Source organism: Ruegeria sp. BHSB172, assembly GCF_059613165.1.
The window spans coordinates 32,832-56,557 of the sequence record NZ_JBXWRZ010000007.1 but is presented as its reverse complement, the minus strand read 5'-3'; the positions used below and the strand labels follow the sequence as shown (position 1 = coordinate 56,557).

The 23,726-nt window shown below is 61.1% G+C and carries 20 protein-coding genes and 3 tRNA genes; 12 read left to right on the top strand and 11 right to left on the bottom strand.

What is annotated here, in order from left to right; translation table 11 throughout:
- Positions 1-24 precede the first annotated feature (24 nt).
- Positions 25-996 carry a DUF808 domain-containing protein gene (locus AC2FM3_RS05845; protein ID WP_496679849.1) on the bottom strand — a complete coding sequence of 324 codons (972 nt, stop codon included), beginning with the start codon at positions 994-996 and terminating at the stop codon, positions 25-27.
- A gap of 182 nt (positions 997-1,178) precedes the next feature.
- Here AC2FM3_RS05845 and gap (AC2FM3_RS05840) point away from each other — a divergent pair, with 182 nt between their 5' ends.
- From gap (AC2FM3_RS05840) to gap (AC2FM3_RS05830), 3 genes are all read left to right on the top strand, one after another.
- Complete coding sequence (gap, locus tag AC2FM3_RS05840) at positions 1,179-2,180, top strand: type I glyceraldehyde-3-phosphate dehydrogenase (protein WP_496679847.1); 1,002 nt, start codon at positions 1,179-1,181, stop codon at positions 2,178-2,180.
- A gap of 71 nt (positions 2,181-2,251) precedes the next feature.
- On the top strand, positions 2,252-2,395 hold the full coding sequence (locus AC2FM3_RS05835; protein WP_005983416.1) for a hypothetical protein: 144 nt from the start codon (positions 2,252-2,254) through the stop codon (positions 2,393-2,395).
- A 92-nt stretch (positions 2,396-2,487) separates the two neighbouring features.
- Entirely contained in the window at positions 2,488-3,492 is a 1,005-nt protein-coding gene (gap, locus tag AC2FM3_RS05830; RefSeq protein WP_496679844.1) for a type I glyceraldehyde-3-phosphate dehydrogenase, read from the top strand.
- On the opposite strand, the gene coaD is transcribed toward gap (AC2FM3_RS05830), so the two are convergent.
- The 3 genes from coaD to AC2FM3_RS05815 all read right to left on the bottom strand — a co-directional run bounded on the left by coaD (position 3,484) and on the right by AC2FM3_RS05815 (position 5,461).
- Positions 3,484-3,975 (bottom strand): pantetheine-phosphate adenylyltransferase, encoded by a 492-nt coding sequence (gene coaD, locus AC2FM3_RS05825; protein WP_496679842.1) that lies wholly within the window; start codon positions 3,973-3,975, stop codon positions 3,484-3,486. The genes gap (AC2FM3_RS05830) and coaD overlap by 9 nt on opposite strands.
- 83 nt (positions 3,976-4,058) lie before the next feature.
- Entirely contained in the window at positions 4,059-4,496 is a 438-nt protein-coding gene (locus AC2FM3_RS05820) for a CBS domain-containing protein (RefSeq protein ID WP_496679841.1), read from the bottom strand.
- A 62-nt stretch (positions 4,497-4,558) separates the two neighbouring features.
- Complete coding sequence (locus AC2FM3_RS05815) at positions 4,559-5,461, bottom strand: LysR family transcriptional regulator (protein ID WP_496679838.1); 903 nt, start codon at positions 5,459-5,461, stop codon at positions 4,559-4,561.
- 102 nt (positions 5,462-5,563) lie between these two features.
- Between AC2FM3_RS05815 and AC2FM3_RS05810 the strand changes: the two genes are divergently transcribed.
- Complete coding sequence (locus AC2FM3_RS05810) at positions 5,564-7,063, top strand: CoA-acylating methylmalonate-semialdehyde dehydrogenase (protein WP_496679837.1); 1,500 nt, start codon at positions 5,564-5,566, stop codon at positions 7,061-7,063.
- Between the two features lie 192 nt (positions 7,064-7,255).
- Positions 7,256-7,852, top strand: a complete 597-nt coding sequence (locus tag AC2FM3_RS05805) for a L,D-transpeptidase (protein ID WP_496679835.1) — start codon at positions 7,256-7,258, stop codon at positions 7,850-7,852.
- Positions 7,853-7,912: 60 nt separating this feature from the next.
- Here the strand turns inward: AC2FM3_RS05805 and AC2FM3_RS05800 are convergent, their stop codons facing one another.
- Complete coding sequence (locus tag AC2FM3_RS05800; RefSeq protein WP_490360983.1) at positions 7,913-8,389, bottom strand: fasciclin domain-containing protein; 477 nt, start codon at positions 8,387-8,389, stop codon at positions 7,913-7,915.
- Positions 8,390-8,461: 72 nt separating this feature from the next.
- Positions 8,462-9,313 (bottom strand): class I SAM-dependent methyltransferase, encoded by an 852-nt coding sequence (locus AC2FM3_RS05795; RefSeq protein WP_496679834.1) that lies wholly within the window; start codon positions 9,311-9,313, stop codon positions 8,462-8,464.
- A 141-nt stretch (positions 9,314-9,454) separates the two neighbouring features.
- On the opposite strand from AC2FM3_RS05795, the gene AC2FM3_RS05790 reads away from it, so the two are divergent.
- Entirely contained in the window at positions 9,455-10,570 is a 1,116-nt protein-coding gene (locus tag AC2FM3_RS05790) for a carboxylate-amine ligase (protein ID WP_496679832.1), read from the top strand.
- Positions 10,571-10,573: 3 nt separating this feature from the next.
- Here AC2FM3_RS05790 and AC2FM3_RS05785 read toward each other — a convergent pair whose 3' ends face one another.
- Positions 10,574-11,431, bottom strand: a complete 858-nt coding sequence (locus tag AC2FM3_RS05785) for a hypothetical protein (RefSeq protein ID WP_496679829.1) — start codon at positions 11,429-11,431, stop codon at positions 10,574-10,576.
- Between the two features lie 176 nt (positions 11,432-11,607).
- Here AC2FM3_RS05785 and AC2FM3_RS05780 point away from each other — a divergent pair, with 176 nt between their 5' ends.
- The 4 genes from AC2FM3_RS05780 (at position 11,608) to AC2FM3_RS05765 (ending at position 15,160) form a co-directional block, all read left to right on the top strand.
- Entirely contained in the window at positions 11,608-12,750 is a 1,143-nt protein-coding gene (locus AC2FM3_RS05780; RefSeq protein ID WP_496679827.1) for an acyl-CoA dehydrogenase family protein, read from the top strand.
- 7 nt (positions 12,751-12,757) lie between these two features.
- The gene (locus tag AC2FM3_RS05775; protein ID WP_496679825.1) at positions 12,758-13,792 is read left to right on the top strand and encodes an enoyl-CoA hydratase/isomerase family protein; all 1,035 of its coding nucleotides are present in this window, start codon (positions 12,758-12,760) and stop codon (positions 13,790-13,792) included.
- 3 nt (positions 13,793-13,795) lie between these two features.
- Positions 13,796-14,668 (top strand): 3-hydroxyisobutyrate dehydrogenase, encoded by an 873-nt coding sequence (mmsB, locus tag AC2FM3_RS05770; protein ID WP_496679823.1) that lies wholly within the window; start codon positions 13,796-13,798, stop codon positions 14,666-14,668.
- A 102-nt stretch (positions 14,669-14,770) separates the two neighbouring features.
- Positions 14,771-15,160, top strand: coding sequence for a hypothetical protein (locus tag AC2FM3_RS05765; RefSeq protein ID WP_496679821.1), 390 nt, complete (start codon positions 14,771-14,773; stop codon positions 15,158-15,160).
- Positions 15,161-15,172: 12 nt separating this feature from the next.
- Here AC2FM3_RS05765 and uvrA read toward each other — a convergent pair whose 3' ends face one another.
- The 3 genes from uvrA to AC2FM3_RS05750 all read right to left on the bottom strand — a co-directional run bounded on the left by uvrA (position 15,173) and on the right by AC2FM3_RS05750 (position 18,414).
- On the bottom strand, positions 15,173-18,031 hold the full coding sequence (gene uvrA / locus AC2FM3_RS05760) for an excinuclease ABC subunit UvrA (RefSeq protein ID WP_496679820.1): 2,859 nt from the start codon (positions 18,029-18,031) through the stop codon (positions 15,173-15,175).
- 179 nt (positions 18,032-18,210) lie between these two features.
- Positions 18,211-18,287 (bottom strand) — tRNA-Asp (locus tag AC2FM3_RS05755).
- 50 nt (positions 18,288-18,337) lie between these two features.
- A tRNA-Asp gene (locus AC2FM3_RS05750) sits at positions 18,338-18,414 on the bottom strand.
- 448 nt (positions 18,415-18,862) lie between these two features.
- Between AC2FM3_RS05750 and AC2FM3_RS05745 the strand changes: the two genes are divergently transcribed.
- Together AC2FM3_RS05745 and AC2FM3_RS05740 are read left to right on the top strand one after the other, a co-directional pair.
- Complete coding sequence (locus AC2FM3_RS05745) at positions 18,863-20,713, top strand: M10 family metallopeptidase C-terminal domain-containing protein (protein ID WP_496679817.1); 1,851 nt, start codon at positions 18,863-18,865, stop codon at positions 20,711-20,713.
- Positions 20,714-20,935: 222 nt separating this feature from the next.
- Positions 20,936-21,010 (top strand) — tRNA-Val (locus AC2FM3_RS05740).
- A 141-nt stretch (positions 21,011-21,151) separates the two neighbouring features.
- Here AC2FM3_RS05740 and lon read toward each other — a convergent pair.
- Positions 21,152-23,560 carry an endopeptidase La gene (gene lon / locus AC2FM3_RS05735; protein ID WP_496679814.1) on the bottom strand — a complete coding sequence of 803 codons (2,409 nt, stop codon included), beginning with the start codon at positions 23,558-23,560 and terminating at the stop codon, positions 21,152-21,154.
- Positions 23,561-23,726: the final 166 nt, after the last annotated feature.

Here is a 23,726-nt window from a genome sequence, read left to right as displayed (position 1 = left end):
CGTGCCGCCCTTTTCTTTTGGGCTTCAATGGTCCGCTTTCTGCTCTGGCTTATTGGGCCACAGCGGCGCGATGACCTTGGTCGCCAACGGTATCAGAACGAACCCCCAGGCCAGCCCGAACACGCCATCCATCGCGGCCTTGCTGATCCACTCCACCGCACCGGCCCATTGATCGGGCACGGCATGACCGGCCGCATAAGCCCAATCGTGGATATGGTGTGCCAACCAGCCAAAGCCCAGCACCTCTAGCCCATGGATCATGATCGAGCCGCCAACCCATAGCATCGCCGCCGTACCCACGACCGACAGCGTCTTCATGACCTTTGGCATCGCCTTGACCAGCCCGCGGCCCAACCCGCGGCCGACCGACGTCAGCGCGTTCTTGGCCAGATAAAGCCCGACATCGTCCATTTTGACGATCAATGCGACCGAGCCATAAACGGCCACCGTGACACCGATCCCCACAACCGCCAGCGTCGCCGCCTGCATCCAGACATTTGGCGCCTCAATGGCAGAAAGCGCGATGGTCATGATTTCGGCCGACAGGATGAAATCAGTCTTGATGGCACCCTTGATCTTCTGCTCCTCCAGATGACCCGGATCACGGACGTTCATGTCTTCTTCGATGACGTGGCTGCCATGCGGGAATAGCACGTGGAAGATCTTCTCGGCCCCCTCGAAGCACAGGTATGACCCACCAATCATCAGCAAGGGCGTGATCATCCATGGTGCGAAATTCGCAAGCAGCAAGGCCACCGGCAGCAGCAGAATGACCTTGTTGAAAATCGACCCCCGTGCGATGCGCCAGATGATCGGCAACTCTCGCGCGGGGGCAAAGCCCTGGACGTATTTCGGCGTGACGGCCGCGTCGTCGATGATCACGCCCGCGGTCTTGGCCCCCGCCTTGCCGGCGGCCGCCGCCACATCGTCGACCGAGGCCGCCGCCACTTTGGCGATTCCCGCCACATCGTCCAACAGGGCCAGCAAACCGCTCATGCCGCATCCTTTCCGTTCATCCGTCGCACTTTGGACCCTAACCGATCCGACAGCTAGCGCAAGCGTTAGCGCAACCACGCCAAGTTTGCGCTAACACATTGCAAATATGATATTTTCTACCTTTTTTGATGAACCGATCATCGCTATATCGCCCACAACACAAGCGGATTTGGAGACGTCACATGACCATCAAGGTCGGCATCAATGGTTTTGGCCGCATCGGCCGCTGTACCCTGTCGCACATCGCCGCGTCAGGCCGCAACGACATCGAAGTGATCAAGGTTAACGCCACCGGACCGCTTGAAACCTCAGCGCATCTGCTGAAATACGACAGCATCCACGGCCGCTTTCCGCGCGAGATCTCGATCAGCGGCAACACGATGGACCTCGGCCGCGGGCCGATGCAGATGTTCTCGACCTACGACATGAACGAGCTGGACTGGGAAGGCTGCGACGTCGTTCTGGAATGCACCGGCAAGTTCAACGACGGGCTGAAGGCCAAAACGCATCTTGAGCGTGGCGCGCAGAAGGTTCTGCTGTCGGCCCCGGGCAAGAACGTGGACAAGACGATCGTATTTGGCGTCAACCACAACAGCCTGACCGCCAACGATAGGATGGTGTCGAATGGCTCGTGCACCACGAACTGCCTTGCTCCGCTTGCCAAGGTTCTGGACGAAGGTATCGGCATCGAAAACGGCATCATGACCACGATCCATGCCTATACCGGCGACCAGCCGACGCTGGACCGCCGTCACAATGACCTGTACCGCGCCCGCGCCGCCGCCATGTCGATGATCCCCACAAGCACCGGCGCTGCCAAGGCCCTGGGCGAGGTTCTGCCGAACCTCAAGGGGCGTCTGGACGGCTCGGCCATCCGCGTGCCAACGCCGAACGTATCGGCCGTTGACCTGACTTTCCGAGCCGCGCGCGAGGTGACCGTTGATGAGGTCAACGCCATCGTCGCCGAGGCCGCCAAGGGGCCGATGCAGCGCGTTCTGGGCTATGAACCTGCCCCGCTGGTGTCGACCGATTTCAACCACACCGAAGAAAGCTCGATCTTCGCACCCGACCAGACCCGTGTCGTCGATGGCCGCATGGTCCGCGTGCTGGCTTGGTACGACAACGAGTGGGGCTTCTCGGTGCGCATGGCCGATGTGGCCGTCGCCATGGGGCGCCTTAACTGACATCGCCAAGTAAGCTTGCGCGAAAACGCCCGCTCAGGTTATCTGGGCGGGCGTTTGCGTTCGGAGCGGCAATGACAAACCAAATCGCGATCTGGCTTGGCGTGCTCATTCTGGGTGGACTGATGCTGGATTATGCCCTTGTCGGAACCGAGCATCTCCTATTCCTCGGCAAGAAGTTCTACGACCTTTTGGATTGGGTCGCGTTCTGGCGCTGACAGAGGTTTTGCTTGACATTTTCGCCTGACTGCCTTTGTTAGCGCTAACTAATTTCAATCGCGGCTTAGCGGCCATTCAGACGGAGCGCGACATGACACTCAAACTTGCAATCAACGGATTTGGACGGATCGGGCGCGGCGTCCTGCGCGCCCTGATGGAAAGCGGTCGCACTGATGTGCAGATCGTCGCAATCAACGACCTGGCCAAGCCGGAAATGAACGCGCATCTGTTCGAGTTTGACAGCGTGCATGGCCGCTACGCCAAGCCGATCACCCTGACCGAGGCCGGGCTGGACGTGGGCGCCGGCCCGATCCGGCTGACCAGCGAGCGTGACCCCGAGGTGCTGGACTGGTCGGACGTGGACGTCGTTCTGGAATGCACCGGCGTATTCCGCACGCGCGAAGCCGCGTCGCGTCATTTCAAGAACGGCGCGAAAAAGGTTCTGATCTCGGCGCCGGCGCGCGGAGATGGCGAGGTGAAGACCGTGGTGTTCGGCGTGAACGAACACGAACTGACCGCCGCCGACACTGTGGTTTCAAACGCATCCTGCACCACCAACTGCCTGTCGCCCGTCGCTGCCGCATTGGATGCGGGCCTGGGTATCGTGCACGGCAACATGACAACGGTGCATGCCTATACTGCCAGCCAGCCAGTGCATGACACCGCCGGCAAGGACCCGTACCTGTCGCGCGCGGCTGCCCTGTCGATGATACCGACCACCACCGGCGCGGCCTCGGCCGTGGGGCTGGTTTTGCCTCAACTGCAGGGCAAGCTGACCGGTCAGGCGATCCGGGTTCCCACCCCGAACGTCTCGGTCGTCGATCTGGTGGTCGAAGTATCGCGCCCCACCACCGAAGACGAGGTCAACGCCCTGTTCACCGAGGCAGCGGCAAAGATCCCGACCGTTCTGGCCGCGGAAACCCGCCCGTTGATCTCGATCGACTTCAACCACGATTCCCACAGCTCGACCGTGTCGCTGGCCGAAACCAAGGTGACCGACGGCACGCTGGTCCGCGTTCTGGCCTGGTATGACAACGAGTGGGGTTTCTCGAACCGGATGCTGGATACGGCCGCCGCGATGGGCGCCCTAGCCTAACCGCTCTTTCAGCGCGATATTGACCTGGGGCGTGACGAATTTCGACACGTCCCCTCCCAGCCGGGCGATTTCCTTGACCAGCTTCGAGGCAATCGCCTGGTGGCGGGCCTCGGCCATCAGAAAGACGGTCTCGATGGAATCATCCATCGCCCGGTTCATCCCCACCATCTGGAATTCATACTCGAAATCCGCCACCGCGCGCAGGCCACGCACAATGATCTGGGCGCCCACGTCCCGGGCGCAGTCGATCAGCAGGTTCTCGAACGGATGCGCGACGATCTCGGTGCCGGTCTGCGCGGTCAGATGGGCGCATTCGGCCTCGATCATGGCCACCCGTTCTTCCAAAGAAAATAAGGGCCCCTTGTCGCGGTTGATTGCAACGCCGATCACCAGCTTGTCGACCAACATCGCCGCCCGACGGATGATGTCGATATGACCCAAGGTGATCGGATCAAAGGTTCCGGGATACAATCCAACCCGCATCTGGGCCTCCTGAGCAAGAAAATTTCTGCGCAAGCAAACACAAGTTTTCCGCAGCTGCAAGAGGCCGCATCATTAGCGTAGGGCTAGTGGCCCATGATCATGCCCTGCAGGGCATCCTTTTCCATCGCCAGTTCCGACAATTGCGCCTTGACCACGTCACCCAGCGTCACGATGCCGACCAACTGGCCGTCCTCGACGATCGGCATGTGACGAAAACGGCCTTCGGTCATGCGGGCCAGTACGTCCTGCACCTTGTCCTGTTTGGTGGCGGTAACCAGCTTTTTGGTCATGTAGGCGATGACCGGCTGGGTCAGGCAACCGCTGCCGCTTGCGGCCAGCTCGCGCACGATGTCGCGTTCCGACAAAATCCCAACGGCGGTCTTGCCCCCGTCCTCCGAGACCACGACGGTCCCGATGCGCTTTTCGGCCAGGATCTTGGCTGCGTCGGAAACGGTCGTCGAAGGCGCCACCGTCACGACCCCGTCCGTTGCCTTCGAACTCAGAATGGCCTGAACAAGCATGGGCAAAACCTCCGACAATAATCTTCCCGTATTCCAAAGCGTTGCCGGAATACTCGACCCTGTCAAGCTTGGGCTTCAGCTTCCAGCCGCGCAATCTCGTCGCGGATGCCGCGACTCAGCGCGTCAGCAAAGCGGTTGAGGCGTTCATTGCGCTGATCGCCCTGATGGCGCACTAGGTAGAAGCTGCGGGTCAGACTTACTTGATCCGTCAGGATTTTCCGCAACCCCGGATGGAACGGAAGCGTAAAGTCATGGGCCACGCAGACCCCGGTGCCCAGCGATGCCTGCCGCAACTGGACCGAGACCGAATTCGATGCAAGCGCGACACGGTCAATACCGATGTCGTTGAGGTAGTCCAACTCGCGATCGAAGATCATGTCCGGGATGTATCCAATCATGCGATGCCCCTGCAGATCCTCGAGAGTGCGGATCGGGGCATGGCGCGCCAGGTAATCCTCTGTCGCGACCATATGCAGGCGATAGTCGCTGACCTTCTGCACCAGCAACTTGCCGGCGGTGGGCGCGCTGACGGTCAGCGCCATGTCGGCCTCGCGCCGCGACAAATTGATAATGCGCGGCAGGGCAAGAATCTGAATGTCCAGATCCGGGTTCGCATCGCTGATGCGGGCACAGACCTGCGGCAGCAGATAGTTCGCACTGCCATCGGGCGCGCCGATGCGGACCTGACCGCTCAGCGCCTTGGTCGACCCGTCCATCGCCCCGGCTGCCGCGCGCATCGCCTCTTCGGCGGATTGGGCGTGTTCGAACAGGCGCTCTCCGGCCGAGGTCAACAGATAGCCTTGGGGCGATTTGGTGAACAGCGGCGCCTTCAGCGCCGTCTCCAGCCGCGCGACCCGGCGCCCCACCGTGGCCGGATCGATCTTCAGCCGCCGCCCTGCCGACGACAGGCTTTCCTCGCGCGCGACGGCCAGAAACACGCGCATGTCGTCCCAATTGGGGGTCATCCCTCACCTTTGCATTTTTGCAAAACTCTTTTGAGACATTGCCCCTGTTCAGGTGATTTATGCAAGCCTATGCTGCGCCCAAATTCTGCGGAGGAGTTTGCAATGCAAGACCTGACCCATTTCATCAACGGCGAATACACCCCCGGCACCTCGGGCCGGTTCGATGATGTTTACAACCCCGCCACCGGCGAGGTTCAGTACAGATGCCCGATGGCCAGTGCCGCCGAGACCACGGCCGCCATCGAATACGCCGCTGCAGCCCAGCCTGCCTGGGGTGCAACCAACCCGCAAAAGCGCGCCCGCGTCATGATGCAGATGGTTCAGCTGATGAACCGCGACATGGACAAACTGGCCGAAGCATTGAGCCGCGAGCACGGCAAGACCCTGCCCGATGCCAAGGGCGATCTGCAGCGCGGGCTCGAGGTGATCGAATACTGCATCGGCGCCCCGCAGATGCTGAAGGGTGAGTTTACCGACAGCGCAGGCCCCGGCATCGACATGTATTCCATGCGCCAGCCGCTGGGTGTTGTCGCCGCCATCATGCCGTTCAACTTCCCGGCCATGATGCCCCTGTGGCATGTCGGCCCGGCGCTGGCCTGCGGCAACGCTGTGGTGCTGAAACCCTCGGAACGTGATCCATCGGTGCCGCTGATGCTGGCCGAACTGTTCGTCGAGGCCGGTCTGCCCAAAGGCGTGTTCCAGGTTGTCAACGGCGACAAGGAAGCCGTGGATACCCTGCTGGACAGCGAGATCATTCAGGGTGTTTCCTTCGTCGGATCGACCCCGATCGCGCAGTACATCTATGCCCGCGCCACAGCGAACGGCAAACGCGCCCAGTGCTTTGGTGGGGCCAAGAACCACATGATCGTTATGCCTGACGCCGACCTGGACCAGGCCGCCGACGCGCTGGTGGGCGCCGGTTTCGGCGCTGCCGGCGAACGCTGCATGGCCGTTTCGGTGGCCGTTCCGGTGGGCGAGGAAACCGCCGACGCGCTGATTGAAAAGCTGGTGCCGCGCATCGAAAAACTGAAGGTCGGGCCCTATACCGCAGGCGATGACGTCGATATGGGGCCGGTCGTGACCGCCGCTGCCAAAGAACGCATCCTGGGCCTGATCAACTCGGGCGTTGAACAAGGCGCGAAGCTGGTGGTCGACAACCGCGACTTCAAGCTGCAAGGTTATGAGAACGGCTTTTTCGTCGGCCCCCACCTGTTCGACCATGTCACCCCCGACATGGACATCTACAAGCAGGAGATCTTCGGCCCCGTCCTGTCCACCGTCCGCGCCGGATCCTACGAAGAGGCGCTGAAGCTGGCGATGGACCATGAATACGGCAACGGCACCGCGATCTTCACCCGTGACGGCGATACCGCCCGTGATTTCGCCCACCGGGTCAACATCGGCATGGTCGGCATCAACGTCCCGATCCCGGTCCCGCTGGCCTATCACACATTCGGCGGGTGGAAGAAATCCATGTTCGGCGACCTGAACCAGCACGGCCCCGACAGCTTCAAGTTCTACACCCGCACCAAGACCGTGACGTCGCGCTGGCCGTCGGGCATCAAAGAAGGTGGCGAGTTCAACTTCAAGGCAATGGACTAACTATCCAAAAACAAATTAAAAGGTCGCCCAATCGTTGGCGGCCTTTTCTTTTTCTGAAACCTCCGTTCGGCGACGATGCGCCGGCACGGTCCACTCTCACGAAAAATTCAGCCAAGCCCTCTGGCCCAGCGTCCGCCAACGTCATAGATTGCCGGCCGAAACAAAAGAGCAGTCATTCGTCAGGAGGCTCCGTTGACCAGCAAGATCACCCGCCGCTCGGCCCTTTTGGGCGTCGTGTCTGCCCTGGCCGCTCCGTCGGTGTTGCGCGCTCAAAGCCAGGATGCGTTCCCGCAGTCCGAGGAAGCGATCAGCGTGCAGCCGCCCGTGCGCCGGAACATCTCGTCCTTTTCGCAGCAAAACTGGCAGGACCATTTTGACGAAATCGGCGTCGGCTGCCTGCTGGCCGACATCACCAGCCGCGCGGTGCACTACTGGGGGCCGGACGGGACCTACAAGCTCTATCCCAGCTCGGTTCCGATGAGCGAGGAACTGACCAAGCGCGGCTATACCGAGGTGGTGCGCAAGGCGGAAAATCCCAGCTGGACCCCGACCTCGTCCATGCGCGAGCGCGACCCGACCCTGCCGCAGCGCGTCGAGGGCGGCGACCCAGGCAACCCGCTGGGCACCCGTGCCATGTATCTGTCATGGCCCGCCTATCTAGTTCACGGCACACATGATACGCGCAAGATCGGGCGTCAAAGCTCGTCGGGCTGCATTGGCTTGTACAACCAGCATGTCGAGGAGCTGTATCCGATGGTCCAGATCGGCACACAGGTGCGGCTTTTGTGAATTGAAAAAGCCCCGGGCCGCGCAGGCACCGGGGCTTGTCTGCCTAGGTGAGTGGTAGCTTTATTCAGGCAGCAGAACCTTGTCGACCACGTGGATCACGCCGTTGCTGGCCTCGATGTCGGCCTGCACGACATTTGCGCCGTCAACCTTGACGCCGTTCTTTGCGTTCACGCTCAGGCGGTCGCCCTGAACGGTCAGCACCTTCGCGCGCTTGCCGGCGATGTCCCCGGACATCACCTTGGCCGGGACAACGTGATAGGTCAGGATCGCAACCAGCTGATCCTTGTTCTCGGGTTGCAGCAGGCTCTCGACAGTGCCCTCGGGCAGAGCGGCAAATGCTTCGTCCGTAGGCGCGAACACGGTGAACGGGCCCTTGCCCTTCAGCGTGTCAACCAGACCGGCGGCCTGTACGGCTGCGACCAACGTGTTGAACGAGCCGGCGGCAACCGCGGTATCCACGATGTCTGCGGCCTTGGCATTGATCGGCAGAGCCAAGGCGATGGCGGCGGCTGCGCCCATGAAAGTGCGACGGAACATGGCTGATGTCTCCTCTCCAGCGTGTTATGGAAAGGGGTACGGCGCTTCCGTGAAACCGGATCACGAAAAATTTCAGGCCCCGGCCCGTTGCACCCAGATGCTCTGCGCCCTGCCTTCCTTAAGAAACGGAAGCGCCTCGACCGCGTCGGGGCGGGCGCGTTGCAGGAAATACCCGGGCCAAAGCATTGAAAACGCACCCGATTGCAGCAGCGCGTGCAGCATGTACTGCTCGCCCCATCCGGGGCAATCATAGAAGAACCGCTTGGGGTATTCGTAGGGCAGAAAAACATCGTGCACATGGATCACCACCCCCGGCTTGAGGGTGGGTATGATCCGGCAGAACAGGTGCGCCACGTCGTTGCTCATCCGCACGACATGGCTGGAGTCGACGAACAAGACGTCGCCTGCCTCCAGTTCGGCGAACAGAGACGGGTCGACGTCCTCCAGCCGCTTCTGCTCGAACCGGTCGACCACATGGGCGATGTCGGCGCGGGGATAGGGGTCGATGGCCGTGAGTGTCGTGGCCAGCCCACCGTCGATGATCGCCTGCCGGGTCACACGGGTCGAGTTGCCGCAGCCGACCTCGATCACCCGTTCGGGGCGAAACCGCCTGATCATCAGATACAGCGCATCCGCGTCCGGGCTGTCATAATAACCGTTGCCGATGCGGTATCCCGTCTGGTTGCGGGCCGGGTCCTTCAGGGCCGCCAGCGCATCCTTGTGCGCGGCGTATTCGGCAACCAAGGTTCTGATGTCGAAATCCTGCATCCCCGGAGACAGGGCATAGGCCGGACGCTCCAGCCCGCCGGCCCGCTCGAAGGACTCGAGCCGCGCGCGCTCATCTCGTTCCGGCGCCTTGTCGATCAGCTTGACACCGAACCGGTCCAGAACGGCGTTCAGCTTGGGAAATTTCCTGGGTTTCACGGTGGCGGCTCCGGCTTGGCATTTGGCTGCGGGCTGCTTACCGCCGCAAGCGGTGTCAGCGCAAGGCGGATCACCACAAACCCTTGGCAAATTAAGAAATTGCGTATTCACTGATCCCGAATGGGAACAGGGAGGCCCCGCATGCAGCAGGATTTCACCGTCGGCATCGAAGAGGAATACCTGCTGGTCGACCGCGACAGCCTGCAACTGACCGAGGCGCCTGCCGCGCTGATGGAGGCATGTCAGGCCGATTTCGAAGGCCAGGTCAGCCCGGAATTCCTGCAATGCCAGATCGAGGTCGGCACCCGCCCCCATGCCACGATCAAATCGGCGCGCGAGGATCTGAAACGCCTCCGGTCCTGCGTGGCCCGGCGCGCCGCCGAACACAACATGGCGCCGATCGCCGTGTCCTGCCACCCGTTCGCGGATTGGAAGGATCAGCACCACACGCGCAAGGAACGCTATGATAACTTGCAGCACGCCCTGGGCGGCGTGGCGCGGCGGATGCTGATCTGCGGCATGCATGTTCATGTGGGCGTCGAGGACAAGGCGCAGCGGGCCGACCTGATGCCGCAGCTCAGCTATTTCCTGCCGCACTTGCTGGCCCTGTCCGCCTCGTCCCCGTATTGGAGCGGGCGCGACACCGGGCTGTCCTCGTACCGGTTGACGGTGTTCGACAACCTGCCCCGCACCGGCCTGCCGCCCGTGTTCGGCAGTTGGGCAGAATATGAACGCACAACTGGGGTGCTGGTCGAGCTGGGGGTGATCGAGGACACCTCGAAGATCTGGTGGGACCTGCGCCCCTCGCACAGCTATCCGACTTTGGAAACGCGGATCATGGACGTGCAGCCGCGGTTGGAACACGCCCTGTCACTGGCGGCGCTGGTGCAGGCGCTGACCCGGATGCTGTGCCGACTGAAGGACCGCAACCTGCGCTGGCGGGTCTATGACCGGTTCCTGATCGGCGAGAACCGATGGCGTGCGCAGCGCTACGGCGTGGGCGAAGGTCTGATTGATTTCGGCGACCGGTCGATCAAGACGATGCCCGAGCTGATGGGTGAGTTGATGGGCATGCTGGCTGAAGACGCCGAGACCCTTGGCACGATGGCGGAGTTGGCGCAGTTGCGCCAGATTGCCGAAACGGGCACGTCGGCCACACGTCAACGGCGCGTACACGCCGAAGCCCAGGCCAAGGGCGATGACCCCGGCCAGGCGGTCGTGCGCCACCTGATCGAGGAATTCCACGCCGATCTCTGACCGTCAGACCGCCGCCAGAACCTTCTGGATGCGGGCGGCGACCGGCTCGTAAAGGTCGCGGTCTTTCCAGTAGCCGTTGTGCGACAGCGGGTTCCACGAGGTGAAGATCTTGCCCGCGTTGATCGGCAGGTCGCGTATGGCCTTGGACTGAACCAACTGGGCATAGCTGGGCGCGATCTTGCCCAGCGGAAACCCAAGAACATCGTGCTTGTCGAAATAATTGTGCCACCAGGTACGGAACCGCAGCGCAGCAGGCAGGGCCCGATTGGGCGGCTGGATCGGAAAAATGCCTGCCTCGGGATAGGCGAACAGAAAGATCGGTATGTTGCAGCCGAAGGTGATCAACCCGGCCACGGTTTCCATGTTTTCGATCGGGGTCGCATGTTTGGGCGGGCCGCCGTTGCGCAGGTATCGCTGCGCGTCATAGATGTAGTTCGACATGATGTGACCGCCCAGCGAATGCGCCAGAATCAGAACCGGTGCCCGGTCGCTGATCTGGTGGCGCAGAACCTGCATCACCAGTTCCACCTTCTTGTGGATCTCGTCATAGGTCTTGTCGCTGGCATCCGGCGTCTGCCGGTAAGAGGCCGCGTCCGACAGGTTGCACACCACGAACTCGCGCAGTTGATCATAGCCGGTGCTGCGCTTGATCTTGCGCAGATAGTCTTTCTGACGCTCCTGCAGGATCTGCGCCCAGACCACCTCGTGCCAGGCGACCTTGTTCATGTCCGCGCCGACCCGACGCGCCACCCGGCGGTGCAGGTCCTTCGAAAAGGTCGGCACCGAGGACGGCGGATGCGGCTTGCGGTACTGGCTGCCCATGCCGTGAATGACGACAACGGCCATCTTGTAGTTCGGCATAATACGCTCCGTATTAATTCCTGAATGAAAGACCCCATCATACCAGCCTTCGGCGCATGACCCAAATAAAGGTCCAAACGCGTCATGGGGTTTGCCCCGCGTGAAAAAATTCTGTAAGGATTGCGCAATAAATAAACAGTCGTTCAATTCACGTCGCCACAAGGGGGAGACCGGCCATGGATTTCGCGCTGACCGAGGAACAGACGGCCATTTTCGATATGGCCTATGCGTTCGGGCAAGAACAGATCGCACCTTTCGCCCGCCAGTGGGAGGCCGAGGGCACCATCCCCAAGGATCTTTGGCCCAAGGTCGGCGAACTGGGCTTTGGCGGGCTGTATGTGTCCGAGGAAAGCGGCGGCTCTGGACTGACCCGACTGGACGCCACGTTGGTGTTCGAGGCGCTGTCGATGGCCTGCCCCTCGGTCGCGGCCTTTTTGTCGATCCACAACATGTGCGCCAAGATGTTGGACACCTTTGCCAGCGACGAATTGAAATCGCGCATCATGCCCGACGTTCTAAGCCTGAACACGGTTCTCAGCTATTGTCTAACCGAACCGGGCTCGGGCTCGGACGCGGCGGCGCTCAAGACGCGGGCCGAGCGCACAAACGAGGGCTATACGCTGAACGGCACCAAGGCCTTCATCTCGGGCGGCGGCTATTCCGATGCCTATGTCTGCATGGTCCGCACCGGCGGCGACGGGCCCAAGGGGATCTCGACCGTCTATGTCGAGGACGGCACACCAGGCCTCAGCTTTGGGGCGCTGGAACAGAAGATGGGCTGGAAAAGCCAGCCCACCGCGCAGGTCCAGTTCGACGACTGCAAGATCCCGGCCGAAAACCTTGTCGGGACCGAGGGCGACGGGTTCAAATACGCCATGATGGGCTTGGACGGCGGGCGCCTGAACATCGCCTCATGCTCGCTGGGTGCGGCGCAGGCGGGGCTGGACATGACGCTGCAGTACATGTCCGAACGCAAGGCCTTCGGCCAGACGATCGACCAGTTCCAGGCCCTGCAGTTCCGGCTGGCGGACATGGAGATCGAACTGCAAGCGGCCCGCACCTTCTTGCGTCAGGCGGCATGGAAGCTGGATCAGGGCGCGCCCGACGCCACAAAATTCTGCGCGATGGCCAAGAAGTTCGTGACCGAGACCGGATCGAAAGTGGTCGATCAGTGCCTGCAATTGCATGGCGGCTACGGCTATCTGGCCGACTACGGCATCGAAAAGCTTGTGCGCGATCTGCGGGTCCATCAAATTCTGGAAGGCACGAACGAGATCATGCGCGTGATCGTTGCCCGCCAACTACTCGCCCATCGCTGAGGTTTCCATGTCCGATATCGACATCCGCACCACGGGCCGTGCCGGCCGGATCACCCTGACCCGGCCCAAGGCCCTGAATGCGCTGAGCTACGAGATGTGCATGGCCATCGACACCGCCCTGCGCAATTGGCGCGAGGATGACGAGGTCGATCTGGTCATCCTTGATGCCGAGGGCGAAAAGGCCTTTTGCGCGGGCGGAGACATTGCCGAGTTGTACGCAACGGGCACAAAGGGCGACTATGCCTATGGGCAGAAGTTCTGGCGCGATGAATACCGCCTGAACGCGATGATCTTCGAATATCCCAAGCCGGTGGTCAGCTTCCTTCAGGGCTTTACCATGGGCGGCGGCGTGGGCATCGGCTGTCACGGGACGCACCGGATCGTCGGCGAAAGCTCGAAGATCGCGATGCCCGAATGCTCGATCGGGCTAGTGCCGGATGTGGGCGGGTCGCTGCTGCTGGCGCTGGCGCCGGGGCGGCTGGGCGAATATCTAGGCGTCACCGGCGCGCGCATGGGTCCAGGCGACGCGATCTATGCCGGTTTCGCCGACCATTTCATCCCGCAGGACCAATGGCCCGACATGATCGAGATGCTCGAGGCCTCGGGCCAGGCCGACCTGTTGGCCGAACACGCCGCCCCTGCCCCTGATCGCACCTTGCCGCAGGACGAGATCGACCGTTTCTTCGGCGGTGAAACCCTGGGCGACGTTCTGACCGACCTGCGCAATGGCGACACCGAATTCACCCGCGGCGCGCTCGAGGCGATGGGCCGCAATTCGCCGCTGTCGATGGCGTGTGCGATCGAGATGCTGCACCGCCTGCGCGGTCCTGCCCTGACCATGCGCAAGGCGCTGGAGCTGGAATACCGCTTTACCTTCCGGTCGATGGAGCATGGCGACTTTCTCGAGGGCATCCGGGCGCAGATCATCGACAAGGACCGCAACCCGAAATGGCAGTTTGCGGACATGAACGTGCCGGCCACGGCGGTATCACGGATGCTGATGCCGCTGGGCGCGGACACGCTGACATTCGAGGAGGAGTGAAACATGAAGATCGGATTCATTGGCCTGGGCAACATGGGTGCGCCGATGGCGGCCATTCTGGCCAAGGCCGGTCACGACGTGACCGGGTTCGACACCGCGGGCGTGTCGGTCGAGGGCGTGACCAAGGCCGAAACGGCCACTGATGCGGTCCGCGAGGCCGAGGCGGTCATCACCATGCTGCCCAACGGTGACATCCTGCGCGCGGTGGCCGATCAGATCATTCCGCATATGGAAAAAGGGACGGTTTTCATCGACTGCTCGACCGTCGATGTGGACAGCGCCCGCGCCGTGGCGGATCAGGCCGAACAGGCCGGGCTTCTGGCCGTGGACGCGCCGGTTTCGGGCGGAATCGGTGGCGCGGCCGCGGGCACGCTGACCTTCATGGCCGGCGGCTCGAACGCGGCCTTTGCCAAGGCGGCCCCGCTGTTCGACATCATGGGCCAGAAGGCGGTGCATTGCGGCGCGGCGGGCGCCGGTCAGGCCGCCAAGATCTGCAACAACATGATCTTGGGCGTCACCATGATCGCCACTTGCGAGGCCTTTGCCTTGGCCGACAAGCTGGGCCTGGACCGGCAGAAGATGTTCGACGTGGTCAGCACCTCGTCGGGCTACAGCTGGACAATGAATGCCTATTGCCCCGCCCCCGGTGTCGGGCCGCAAAGCCCCGCCGACAACGGCTACAAGCCCGGTTTCGCTGCCGAACTGATGCTCAAGGACCTGCGGCTCAGCCAGCAGGCCGCCGAAAGCGCCGATGCGGACACGCCGATGGGCCAGATCGCCACAGCCCTGTACGAACAGTTCGTCGAATCCGAAGACGGCAAGGGCATGGATTTCTCGGCCATGCTGCCCCGGTTCGAAAAGCGCGGCCGCAGCTGAGCTTGGGCGGCATTTCGCCGCCCGAGGCTTGCACTTCGGGCGGGCATTCCAAAATACTGGGAAACGCGGCATGACGGCGCGACGAACCGAGAGGAACCGCCCATGAAGACACTGTTGCATATTGCACTGCTTGCCGGCCTGTCACTGACCCCGGTCGCGACGCTGGCTGACAACGGCAAAGGCAAGGGAAAGAACAAGGACACGCTCTCGGTCGAGCGCGTGACCCCGCAGAAGGGCGCAAAATCCGTTGCCGATTGTCCACCCGGGCTCGCCAAGAAGGCCGTGCCCTGCGTCCCGCCCGGACAGGTCAAGAATCGGTACAAGGTCGGCGATCGGATCGACCGCGATTATGTCTGGATCGACGATCCGTACCGCTATGGTCTGAAACGCGGCGGCAACTACGTTCGCGCGGGCGACTACGTCTACAGCATCGACCCCGATACGCGCAAAGTGCTGAACCTGATCGGCGCGGTGGCGGATATTCTGTACTGACGCGCAGGCAGCCTATTCGGCCGCCACGCGTTCGGGGTTCAGCATCGGTTTGAGGTATCGCCCGGTGTGGCTGCGCTCGCATTCGGCGACCTCTTCCGGGGTGCCGACGGCCACGATCTCGCCGCCGCCATCGCCACCCTCGGGGCCGATGTCGATGATCCAGTCGGCTGTTTTCACAACGTCCAGATTGTGTTCGATCACCACGACCGTGTTGCCTTGGTCGACCAATTCATGCAGCACTTCCAACAGCTTGCGCACGTCTTCGAAATGCAGGCCGGTGGTGGGCTCGTCCAGAATATACAGCGTGCGCCCGGTGGATCGCTTGGACAGTTCCTTCGACAGCTTGACTCGCTGCGCCTCGCCGCCCGACAGGGTCGTGGCCTGCTGGCCGACCTTGATGTAGCCCAGCCCGACCCGCGCCAGAGCATCCATCTTGTCGCGGATCGCCGGAACCGCCTTGAAGAACTCCTGAGCATCTTCGACCGTCATGTCCAGCACGTCGGCGATGGACTTGCCCTTGAACTTGATCTCCAGCGTCTCGCGGTTGTAGCGCGCGCCCTTGCAGGTCTCGCAGGTGACATAGACGTCGGGCAGGAAATGCATCTCGATCTTGATGACACCGTCGCCTTGGCAGGCCTCGCAGCGCCCGCCCTTGACGTTGAAGCTGAACCGCCCGGGCTTGTAGCCCCGCGCCTTCGCCTCGGGGAGACCGGCGAACCAGTCGCGGATCGGGGTGAAGGCGCCGGTATAGGTGGCCGGGTTCGACCGTGGCGTGCGTCCGATAGGCCGTTGGTCGATGTCGATCACCTTGTCCAGATGTTCCAGCCCCTTGATCGTTTCGCAGGGCGCAGGCGTTTGACGCGCGCCGTTCAGACGCATCGAGGCAGTCTTGAACAGCGTCTCGATTGTCAGGGTCGACTTGCCGCCGCCCGACACCCCGGTCACGCAGACGAACTTGCCCAGCGGAAACTCGGCCGTCACGTCTTTGAGGTTGTTACCCGAAGCCTTTACAACCGTTACCTTTTTCTTGTTCCCCTTGCGCCGCTCGGCGGGCACCGGAATCTCACGCACCCCTGACAAATACTGCCCCGTGATCGAGGCCGCATCCGCTGCGATCTGCTCGGGTGTGCCGTGGCTGACCACCTGCCCGCCATGCACGCCGGCACCGGGGCCGATGTCGAACACATAGTCAGCCTCGCGGATGGCTTCCTCGTCATGTTCGACGACGATCACGGTATTGCCCTGATCGCGCAGGTTCTTCAGCGTGCCCAAAAGGCGGTCATTGTCGCGCTGATGCAGCCCGATCGAGGGTTCGTCCAGCACGTAAAGCACACCGGTCAAGCCCGAGCCAATCTGGCTAGCCAGCCGGATGCGCTGGCTTTCGCCCCCTGACAGGGTGCCACTTGAACGAGAGAGCGTAAGGTATTCCAAACCAACGTTATTCAGGAATCCCAACCGTTCGCGGATTTCTTTCAAAATGGCGCGCGCAATCTCGTTTTTCTGGGCGCTCAGATGGTTCGGCGCGTCCTTGACCCAGGCCAGAGCTTCTTTGATCGACATTTCGACCACCTGGCCGACATGCAGCCCAGCGATCTTGACGGCCAACGCCTCGGGGCGCAAGCGGTAGCCCTCGCATGTGTGGCACGGCCGGTTGTTCTGATACCGTTCGAATTCCTCGCGGATCCACGCGCTGTCGGTTTCGCGATAGCGGCGCTCCATGTTCGGGATCACGCCTTCAAAGCTGCGGGTCACCTGATAGACCCGTCCGCCCTCGTCATAGCGAAACTGAATTTCATCATCGCCCGAGCCATACAGAAACACTTGCCGCACATGCGCCGGAAGGTCCTTCCACGGTGTGTTCTTGTCGAACTCATAGTGGCGCGCGATCGCCTCGATCGTCTGCAGGAAATACGGCGATTTGCCCTTGCGCCACGGGGCAAGCGCGCCGTCATACAGTTTCAGCGTCTGATCGGGCACAACAAGCCGTTCGTCAAAAAACAGCTCGACCCCCAGCCCGTCGCAATCCGGGCAGGCACCAAAGGGCGCGTTGAACGAAAACAGGCGCGGTTCGATCTCGGGGATGGTGAACCCACTGACCGGGCAGGCAAAGTTTTCGGAAAACGTAATACGCTCGGGCTCTCCCTCGCGCGGGGCGGTCTCCAGAATCGCGATGCCATCGGCCAGATCCAACGCGGTGCGCAGGCTGTCGGCCAGGCGGGTCTCCATCCCCTCGCGCACGACGATGCGGTCAACGACCACGTCGATGTCATGGCGGAACTTCTTGTCCAGCGTCGGCGGCTGGTCCAGTTCGTAGAACTGGCCATCGACCTTGACGCGCTGGAACCCCTGCTTGCGCAGTTCCAGAAACTCTTTCTTGTACTCACCCTTGCGGTCACGAACGATGGGCGCCAGCAGATAGCCGCGGGTGCCCTCCTCCATCGCCATGATCCGGTCGACCATGTCCTGCACCTGCTGGGCTTCGATCGGCAAACCGGTGGCGGGGCTGTAGGGCGTTCCTGCGCGCGCGAACAGCAGGCGCAGATAATCATAGATTTCGGTGACGGTTCCCACGGTCGATCGCGGGTTCTTCGACGTGGTCTTCTGCTCGATCGAGATCGCTGGGGACAGGCCGCTGATGTGATCCACATCAGGCTTTTCCATCATGTCCAGAAACTGGCGCGCATAAGCCGACAGGCTTTCGACATAGCGGCGCTGGCCCTCGGCATAGATCGTATCGAACGCCAGAGACGACTTGCCCGACCCAGACAGACCCGTGATGACAACCAGCTGATCGCGCGGAATGTCCACGTCGATGTTTTTCAGGTTGTGCTCGCGCGCGCCGCGCACCTCGATATTCTTCAGCTCAGCCATTCAGGCCCCCAACACACAAGTGCCCTAGAGATAGGCGAGCGATGCCGAGTCTCCAACCAAAAAATCAGAACAAAGTGTGAACGCGCGACTTTTCTCCGATATCCGCATGCATGCCAGCAAGACAAAACGCAAAACCGTTTGTGCTTCAGGGGATATACCTGCGATTTCACTTGAAGAAATGGCGCGGTTGACGGGGCTCGAACCCGCGACCCCCGGCGTGACAGGCCGGTACTCTAACCAACTGAGCTACAACCGCGCATTAGGGTCTATGTGGATCCGTTTGCCCGGATCAAAGGCTGGCAGCGATGGCGCGGTTGACGGGGCTCGAACCCGCGACCCCCGGCGTGACAGGCCGGTACTCTAACCAACTGAGCTACAACCGCCCGCTGCCCGTTCAGTGCTGAACGTTGGGGTGTATTATGGCCCTGCCCCGGCGTCGTCAAGCGGGGTTTTGAAGTTTTTTTTCGAGAACGAACGATTTTGTTCGATCCACCGCATCGAACGGGCCAAGCGCGCGCAATACGCTCCAACTACACGTATCTAATTAGCGCTCGCGAGGGTTGTTTACGACATCACGTTCATATTTCACGGTCAAAATTATAGTTATGAATGCAAGAAATGAACGCTCTAGAAAACGCGGCTAAAATGATGCCCCACTTGAAAAAATCATGATTTTGCCTTGCTCCGACTAATCTGACCGTTCATGATTTGTAGTCAGTCGGCAAGCCGGTCTGGGCGATCAGAGCTGCCATATTCGTCTCAACCCCGAGCGTCCTTGATTATTCGTCCAAAGACCAAAACTGTTAGGAACAGAAAGCAGCAATAAAACCAATGGCAATTGCAAGACCAACCACGCCCGGAACGAACCCGACCGGGAATCCATTTCTCGACAGCCTGATCTGGGGCTCATCCTGGGGCGGAAGCACGATTACCTTTTCCTTCGACAATGGAACTGTCGGCGACCGGGGCTTTACCAGCGCCATGAAAAGCGCCGTGCGCATGGCCTTCAATACGATCGAGAAGATCATCCCCGTCACCTTTCTGGAACGGCCGTTCCTGACCCCCGTCGGGCAAGTGGCCGAGGTGAATGTCATTTATGCCCTGACCAGCGTGGATACCTTGGGCGGCGCCGTCGGCTTTCACGAAGTACCTGGTGAGACACCGTATCTTGCCAATTATGGGCTGAACACACTGATCGGTGCCTTCGGGTTCGATTCGCCGATCTTCACGGCACCTGGCTTGAAGAAGGGAGGCGAAGGATTCGCGACCATTCTGCACGAGATCCTGCACGGGCTTGGCCTTGCGCATCCGCATGACAACGGCGGAGGATCGTCGACTTTTCCCGGCGTTACCGCAGCGTTCGATGACTATGGCAACCACGGCCAAAATCAGGGCATTTATACGATCATGTCCTACAATTCGGGGTATGCGGAAAAGCTGCCGTTGAAAAGCTATGCTTACGGCAGCACCGCTACGCCGATGGCTTTGGACATCGCTGCACTGCAGACGATCTATGGCACCACCGCGCACAAAAACGGCAACAACGTGTACGACCTGCGCGACGTGAACGGCGCCGGCACCTATTGGTCGTGCATCTGGGATACCGGCGGCGTCGACACGATCTCGGCTGCCGGTCTGAATCGGAACACCGTCATCAACCTGAATGATGCGGATCTTTCTGGCTCGGATGCCGGAGGTGTTCCGTCTTATGCCGGCGGAATTCGCGGCGGGTATACCATTGCAAACACGGTCGTGATCGAAAACGCGATCGGCGGCAACAGATCCGACCGAATTCTGGGCAACGAAGCCGCCAACCGCCTGGAAGGCCGAGCGGGTAATGACATTCTCTATGGACGGGGCGGCAGCGACGTTCTGCTCGGTTCGCACGGGAACGACACGCTGTCGGGAGACAATGGATCGGACCGCATGATCGGTGGGAACGGAAACGACAGTTTCGTGGCAAAGGTGGGCGACGGCGATGACGTGATCAACGGCGGCAACAACTCGGACTGGATCCGATTTGTCGGATCCGTTGGCGCAACCGTCAATCTGTCGAATTCGACGCGGCAGGATACCGGCTATGGCATGGATACGGTCGTAGATGTTGAGAACGCAAGTGGCACCGGGTCCGCCGATGACTTCACCGGGTCGGCCGACGCCAACGTGCTGAATGGTGGCAGCGGAAACGACTCTCTGTCCGGGCTCGGCGGCAATGATCGGCTGAACGGCGGAAACCACAACGACACGCTGATCGGCGGCGGAGGACGCGACACGTTGAATGGCGGGAACGGTGCCGACGCGATCTTCGGTGGCGCCGGTTTGGACATCATGACCGGCGGCGCCGGAGCCGATACCTTCGTATTCCTGACCGCGCGGGAAAGTACCGCATCGACCCGTCGCACGGACAAGATCAAGGATTTCCGCCCCGGGCAGGACAAGATCGACCTGAGCGCAATCGATGCCAGCACAGTTTTCGACGGCGATGATGCGTTTGTCTTTCGGGGGCAAAAGCCGTTCGGCCTGTCGAACCAAGGCGAGGTCTATTTCGAGAAAGTCAACGCGCCCGGCAGCACAAATGATCGCACCTATGTCTATCTTGACACCGATGGCGACCGGGCGCCTGAAATGGTGATCGAACTGACGGGCTTGCACAATCTGACCGCAGGCGACTTTATTTTGTGATCGCACGCCGCACTGCAGAGGGCCAGTTTTGCCGCCCTTTGCCCTGCGGGAACATCAGTGGATGTGACGCCCTAAAGACCTGCCCGCGGCCACCGGTGACAGAGGGTCGGCCGCTTGAGGGCCCGACTCTTCTTACCTTTTTTCCCCGCTCGGGAAGACCAGAAAATTTTTCCTCGAACCGGCTTGAAGCCGGTTCGCAGACACTGTAGAGAGCGTTCCGACGGGTGATTAGCTCAGTGGTAGAGCGCTTCGTTCACATCGAAGATGTCAGGAGTTCGAATCTCTTATCACCCACCATTCTCTCTCTTTTTGTGCGACCATCTGCCTGAACCCTGCTAGCAGGCATCCGCCGCAATGGTTCGACACTGCCGCCGGTGAGCGGCATGAAAAAAAGGGCGGGATGAAACCCGCCCTTTCAAGATTTCTTGCGCTGTCCGGTCAGTGCGCCGTGGCGACCGGGGTGCCGCCATCAACGGCCTTGGCTGCTGCTGCCGCGGCCTCTTCGTCGGCCTCGTCCCATTCGATCGGCTCGGGTTTGCGCACCAGCGCACGTTCCAGAACCTCGGACACGTGCTTGACCGGGATGATCTCCAGCCCTTCCTTCACGTTGTTCGGGATGTCGGCCAGATCCTTCTCGTTCTCTTCGGGAATCAGCACCGTCTTGATGCCACCCCTCAGAGCCGCGAGCAGTTTCTCCTTCAACCCGCCGATCGGCATTGCGTTGCCGCGCAGCGAAACCTCGCCGGTCATGGCGATATCCTTGCGGACCGGAATGCCGGTCAGGACCGACACGATCGACGTCACCATCGCCAGGCCGGCGCTGGGGCCATCCTTTGGCGTCGCGCCGTCAGGCACGTGCACGTGGATGTCGATCTTGTCGAACTGCGGCGGCTTCACACCGATCTCGGGCGCGATCGAGCGCACATAGGACGAAGCGGCGTCGATGGATTCCTTCATCACTTCGCCCAGCTTGCCCGTGGTCTTCATGCGGCCCTTGCCTGGCAGCTTCAGCGCCTCGATATGCAGCAGATCGCCGCCGACCGAGGTCCAGGCCAGACCGGTCACCACGCCCACCTGATCGTCCTGTTCAGCCAGACCATAGCGGTATTTGGGCACGCCCAAGAATTCGTGCAGGTTTTCGGCGGTCACGGTCACGGACTCGGATTCCTTCTTGATGATCCGGGTCAGCGCTTTGCGCGCCACCTTGGCGATTTCGCGTTCCAGGTTCCGCACGCCCGCCTCGCGGGTATAGAACCGGATGATCGCAGTCAGCGCCTCGTCCGTCAGTTCGAATTCCTTGGTCTTCAGGCCATGGTTCTTGACCTGCTTTGGGATCAGGTGGCGCTTGGCGATCTCGCGCTTTTCGTCCTCGGTATAGCCGGCCAGCGGAATGATCTCCATACGGTCCAGCAGCGGCCCAGGCATGTTGTAGCTGTTGGACGTAGTCAGAAACATAACGTTCGACAGGTCATATTCGACCTCAAGGTAGTGGTCCATGAACGTGCTGTTCTGTTCCGGGTCCAGCACCTCGAGCATGGCCGAGGCCGGATCACCACGGAAGTCCTGCCCCATCTTGTCGATTTCATCAAGCAGGATGAGCGGGTTCGTGGTTTTCGCCTTTTTCAGCGCCTGGATGATCTTGCCGGGCATCGAGCCGATATAGGTCCGACGGTGGCCGCGGATCTCGGATTCGTCGCGCACCCCACCCAATGAGATGCGGATGAACTCGCGCCCCGTAGCCTTGGCGACCGATTTGCCCAGCGAGGTCTTGCCCACGCCCGGAGGGCCGACAAGGCACATGATCGGGCCTTTCAGCTTCTTCGAACGTTGTTGCACCGCGAGATATTCGACGATCCTCTCCTTGACCTTTTCGAGGCCATAATGATCGGCGTCCAAGATCTCTTGCGCGCGGCTGAGGTCTTTCTTGACCCGCGACTTGGTGCCCCACGGCAGCGACAGCAACCAGTCGAGATAGTTCCGAACTACCGTCGCTTCGGCCGACATCGGGCTCATGTTGCGCAGCTTCTTAAGCTCGGCCTCAGCCTTTTCGCGGGCTTCCTTCGACAGCTTGGTCTCGGCGATCTTGGCTTCCAGTTCGGCGATCTCGTTCGCTCCGTCCTCGCCATCTCCCAACTCTTTCTGAATGGCCTTCATCTGCTCATTCAGGTAATACTCGCGCTGGGTCTTCTCCATCTGCGACTTGACGCGGGTCTTGATCTTCTTCTCGACTTGAAGAACCGACATCTCGCCCTGCATCAGGCCATAGACCTTCTCGAGCCGCTCGCTGATGCTGAGCGTTTCCAACAGGTCCTGTTTCTGTTCGACCTCGATGCCCAGATGGCCCGAAACCAGATCGGCCAGCTTGGCTGGGTCGGTGGTGTCGCTGACCGCGGTCAAGGCTTCTTCGGGGATGTTCTTGCGGACTTTGGCGTAACGCTCAAATTCATCCGAAACGGTGCGCACCAGTGCCTGGGTCGTGGTCACGTCGCCAGGAATTTCATTCAGGTACTCGGCGCGGGCTTCGAAGAACTCGACGTTGTCCACGAATTCGGTGATCCGCACGCGCGCCTGACCTTCGACCAGAACCTTTACGGTTCCGTCGGGCAGCTTCAACAGCTGCAGCACATTGGCCAGCACACCGGTGCGATAGATTCCATCCGTATCCGGATCATCGACCGCTGGGTCGATCTGGCTGGACAGCAAAATCTGCTTGTCGTCCTGCATCACCTCTTCCAGCGCGCGCACCGATTTTTCACGGCCCACGAACAGCGGCACGATCATGTGCGGAAACACAACGATGTCGCGCAGCGGCAGGACGGGGTATGAGGAATTAAGAGGCTCTTGCATGCTCTATCCTTATCATTGGCAAGACGGCACTGACCCCTGTCGCAGGCAGCCCTTGGCCATCTCCTTCATTCGACGATAAAGGTGGGGCGCGGATCGCCCGGTTTCAACCTTTTCGCCGTACCTGTCCGAACACAATGACCTGACGCTGACGCGACTGCAAGGCATC

Bases quoted from the DNA above. Each gene is read 5' to 3' on its own strand.
- AC2FM3_RS05800 (WP_490360983.1), bottom strand. From the start codon at position 8,389: ATGTTCCGTCGCACTTTCATGGGCGCAGCCGCCGCCATCGCCTTGGCT.
- lon (WP_496679814.1), bottom strand. From the start codon at position 23,560: ATGCAAGAGCCTCTTAATTCCTCATACCCCGTCCTGCCGCTGCGCGAC.
- AC2FM3_RS05835 (WP_005983416.1), top strand. From the start codon at position 2,252: ATGACAAACCAAATCGCGATCTGGCTTGGCGTGCTCATTCTGGGTGGA.
- AC2FM3_RS05775 (WP_496679825.1), top strand. From the start codon at position 12,758: ATGTCCGATATCGACATCCGCACCACGGGCCGTGCCGGCCGGATCACC.
- coaD (WP_496679842.1), bottom strand. From the start codon at position 3,975: ATGCGGGTTGGATTGTATCCCGGAACCTTTGATCCGATCACCTTGGGT.
- AC2FM3_RS05815 (WP_496679838.1), bottom strand. From the start codon at position 5,461: ATGACCCCCAATTGGGACGACATGCGCGTGTTTCTGGCCGTCGCGCGC.
- gap (WP_496679847.1), top strand. From the start codon at position 1,179: ATGACCATCAAGGTCGGCATCAATGGTTTTGGCCGCATCGGCCGCTGT.
- AC2FM3_RS05845 (WP_496679849.1), bottom strand. From the start codon at position 996: ATGAGCGGTTTGCTGGCCCTGTTGGACGATGTGGCGGGAATCGCCAAA.
- AC2FM3_RS05820 (WP_496679841.1), bottom strand. From the start codon at position 4,496: ATGCTTGTTCAGGCCATTCTGAGTTCGAAGGCAACGGACGGGGTCGTG.
- uvrA (WP_496679820.1), bottom strand. From the start codon at position 18,031: ATGGCTGAGCTGAAGAATATCGAGGTGCGCGGCGCGCGCGAGCACAAC.
- mmsB (WP_496679823.1), top strand. From the start codon at position 13,796: ATGAAGATCGGATTCATTGGCCTGGGCAACATGGGTGCGCCGATGGCG.
- AC2FM3_RS05790 (WP_496679832.1), top strand. From the start codon at position 9,455: ATGCAGCAGGATTTCACCGTCGGCATCGAAGAGGAATACCTGCTGGTC.
- AC2FM3_RS05745 (WP_496679817.1), top strand. From the start codon at position 18,863: ATGGCAATTGCAAGACCAACCACGCCCGGAACGAACCCGACCGGGAAT.
- AC2FM3_RS05810 (WP_496679837.1), top strand. From the start codon at position 5,564: ATGCAAGACCTGACCCATTTCATCAACGGCGAATACACCCCCGGCACC.
- AC2FM3_RS05785 (WP_496679829.1), bottom strand. From the start codon at position 11,431: ATGCCGAACTACAAGATGGCCGTTGTCGTCATTCACGGCATGGGCAGC.
- gap (WP_496679844.1), top strand. From the start codon at position 2,488: ATGACACTCAAACTTGCAATCAACGGATTTGGACGGATCGGGCGCGGC.
- AC2FM3_RS05765 (WP_496679821.1), top strand. From the start codon at position 14,771: ATGAAGACACTGTTGCATATTGCACTGCTTGCCGGCCTGTCACTGACC.
- AC2FM3_RS05780 (WP_496679827.1), top strand. From the start codon at position 11,608: ATGGATTTCGCGCTGACCGAGGAACAGACGGCCATTTTCGATATGGCC.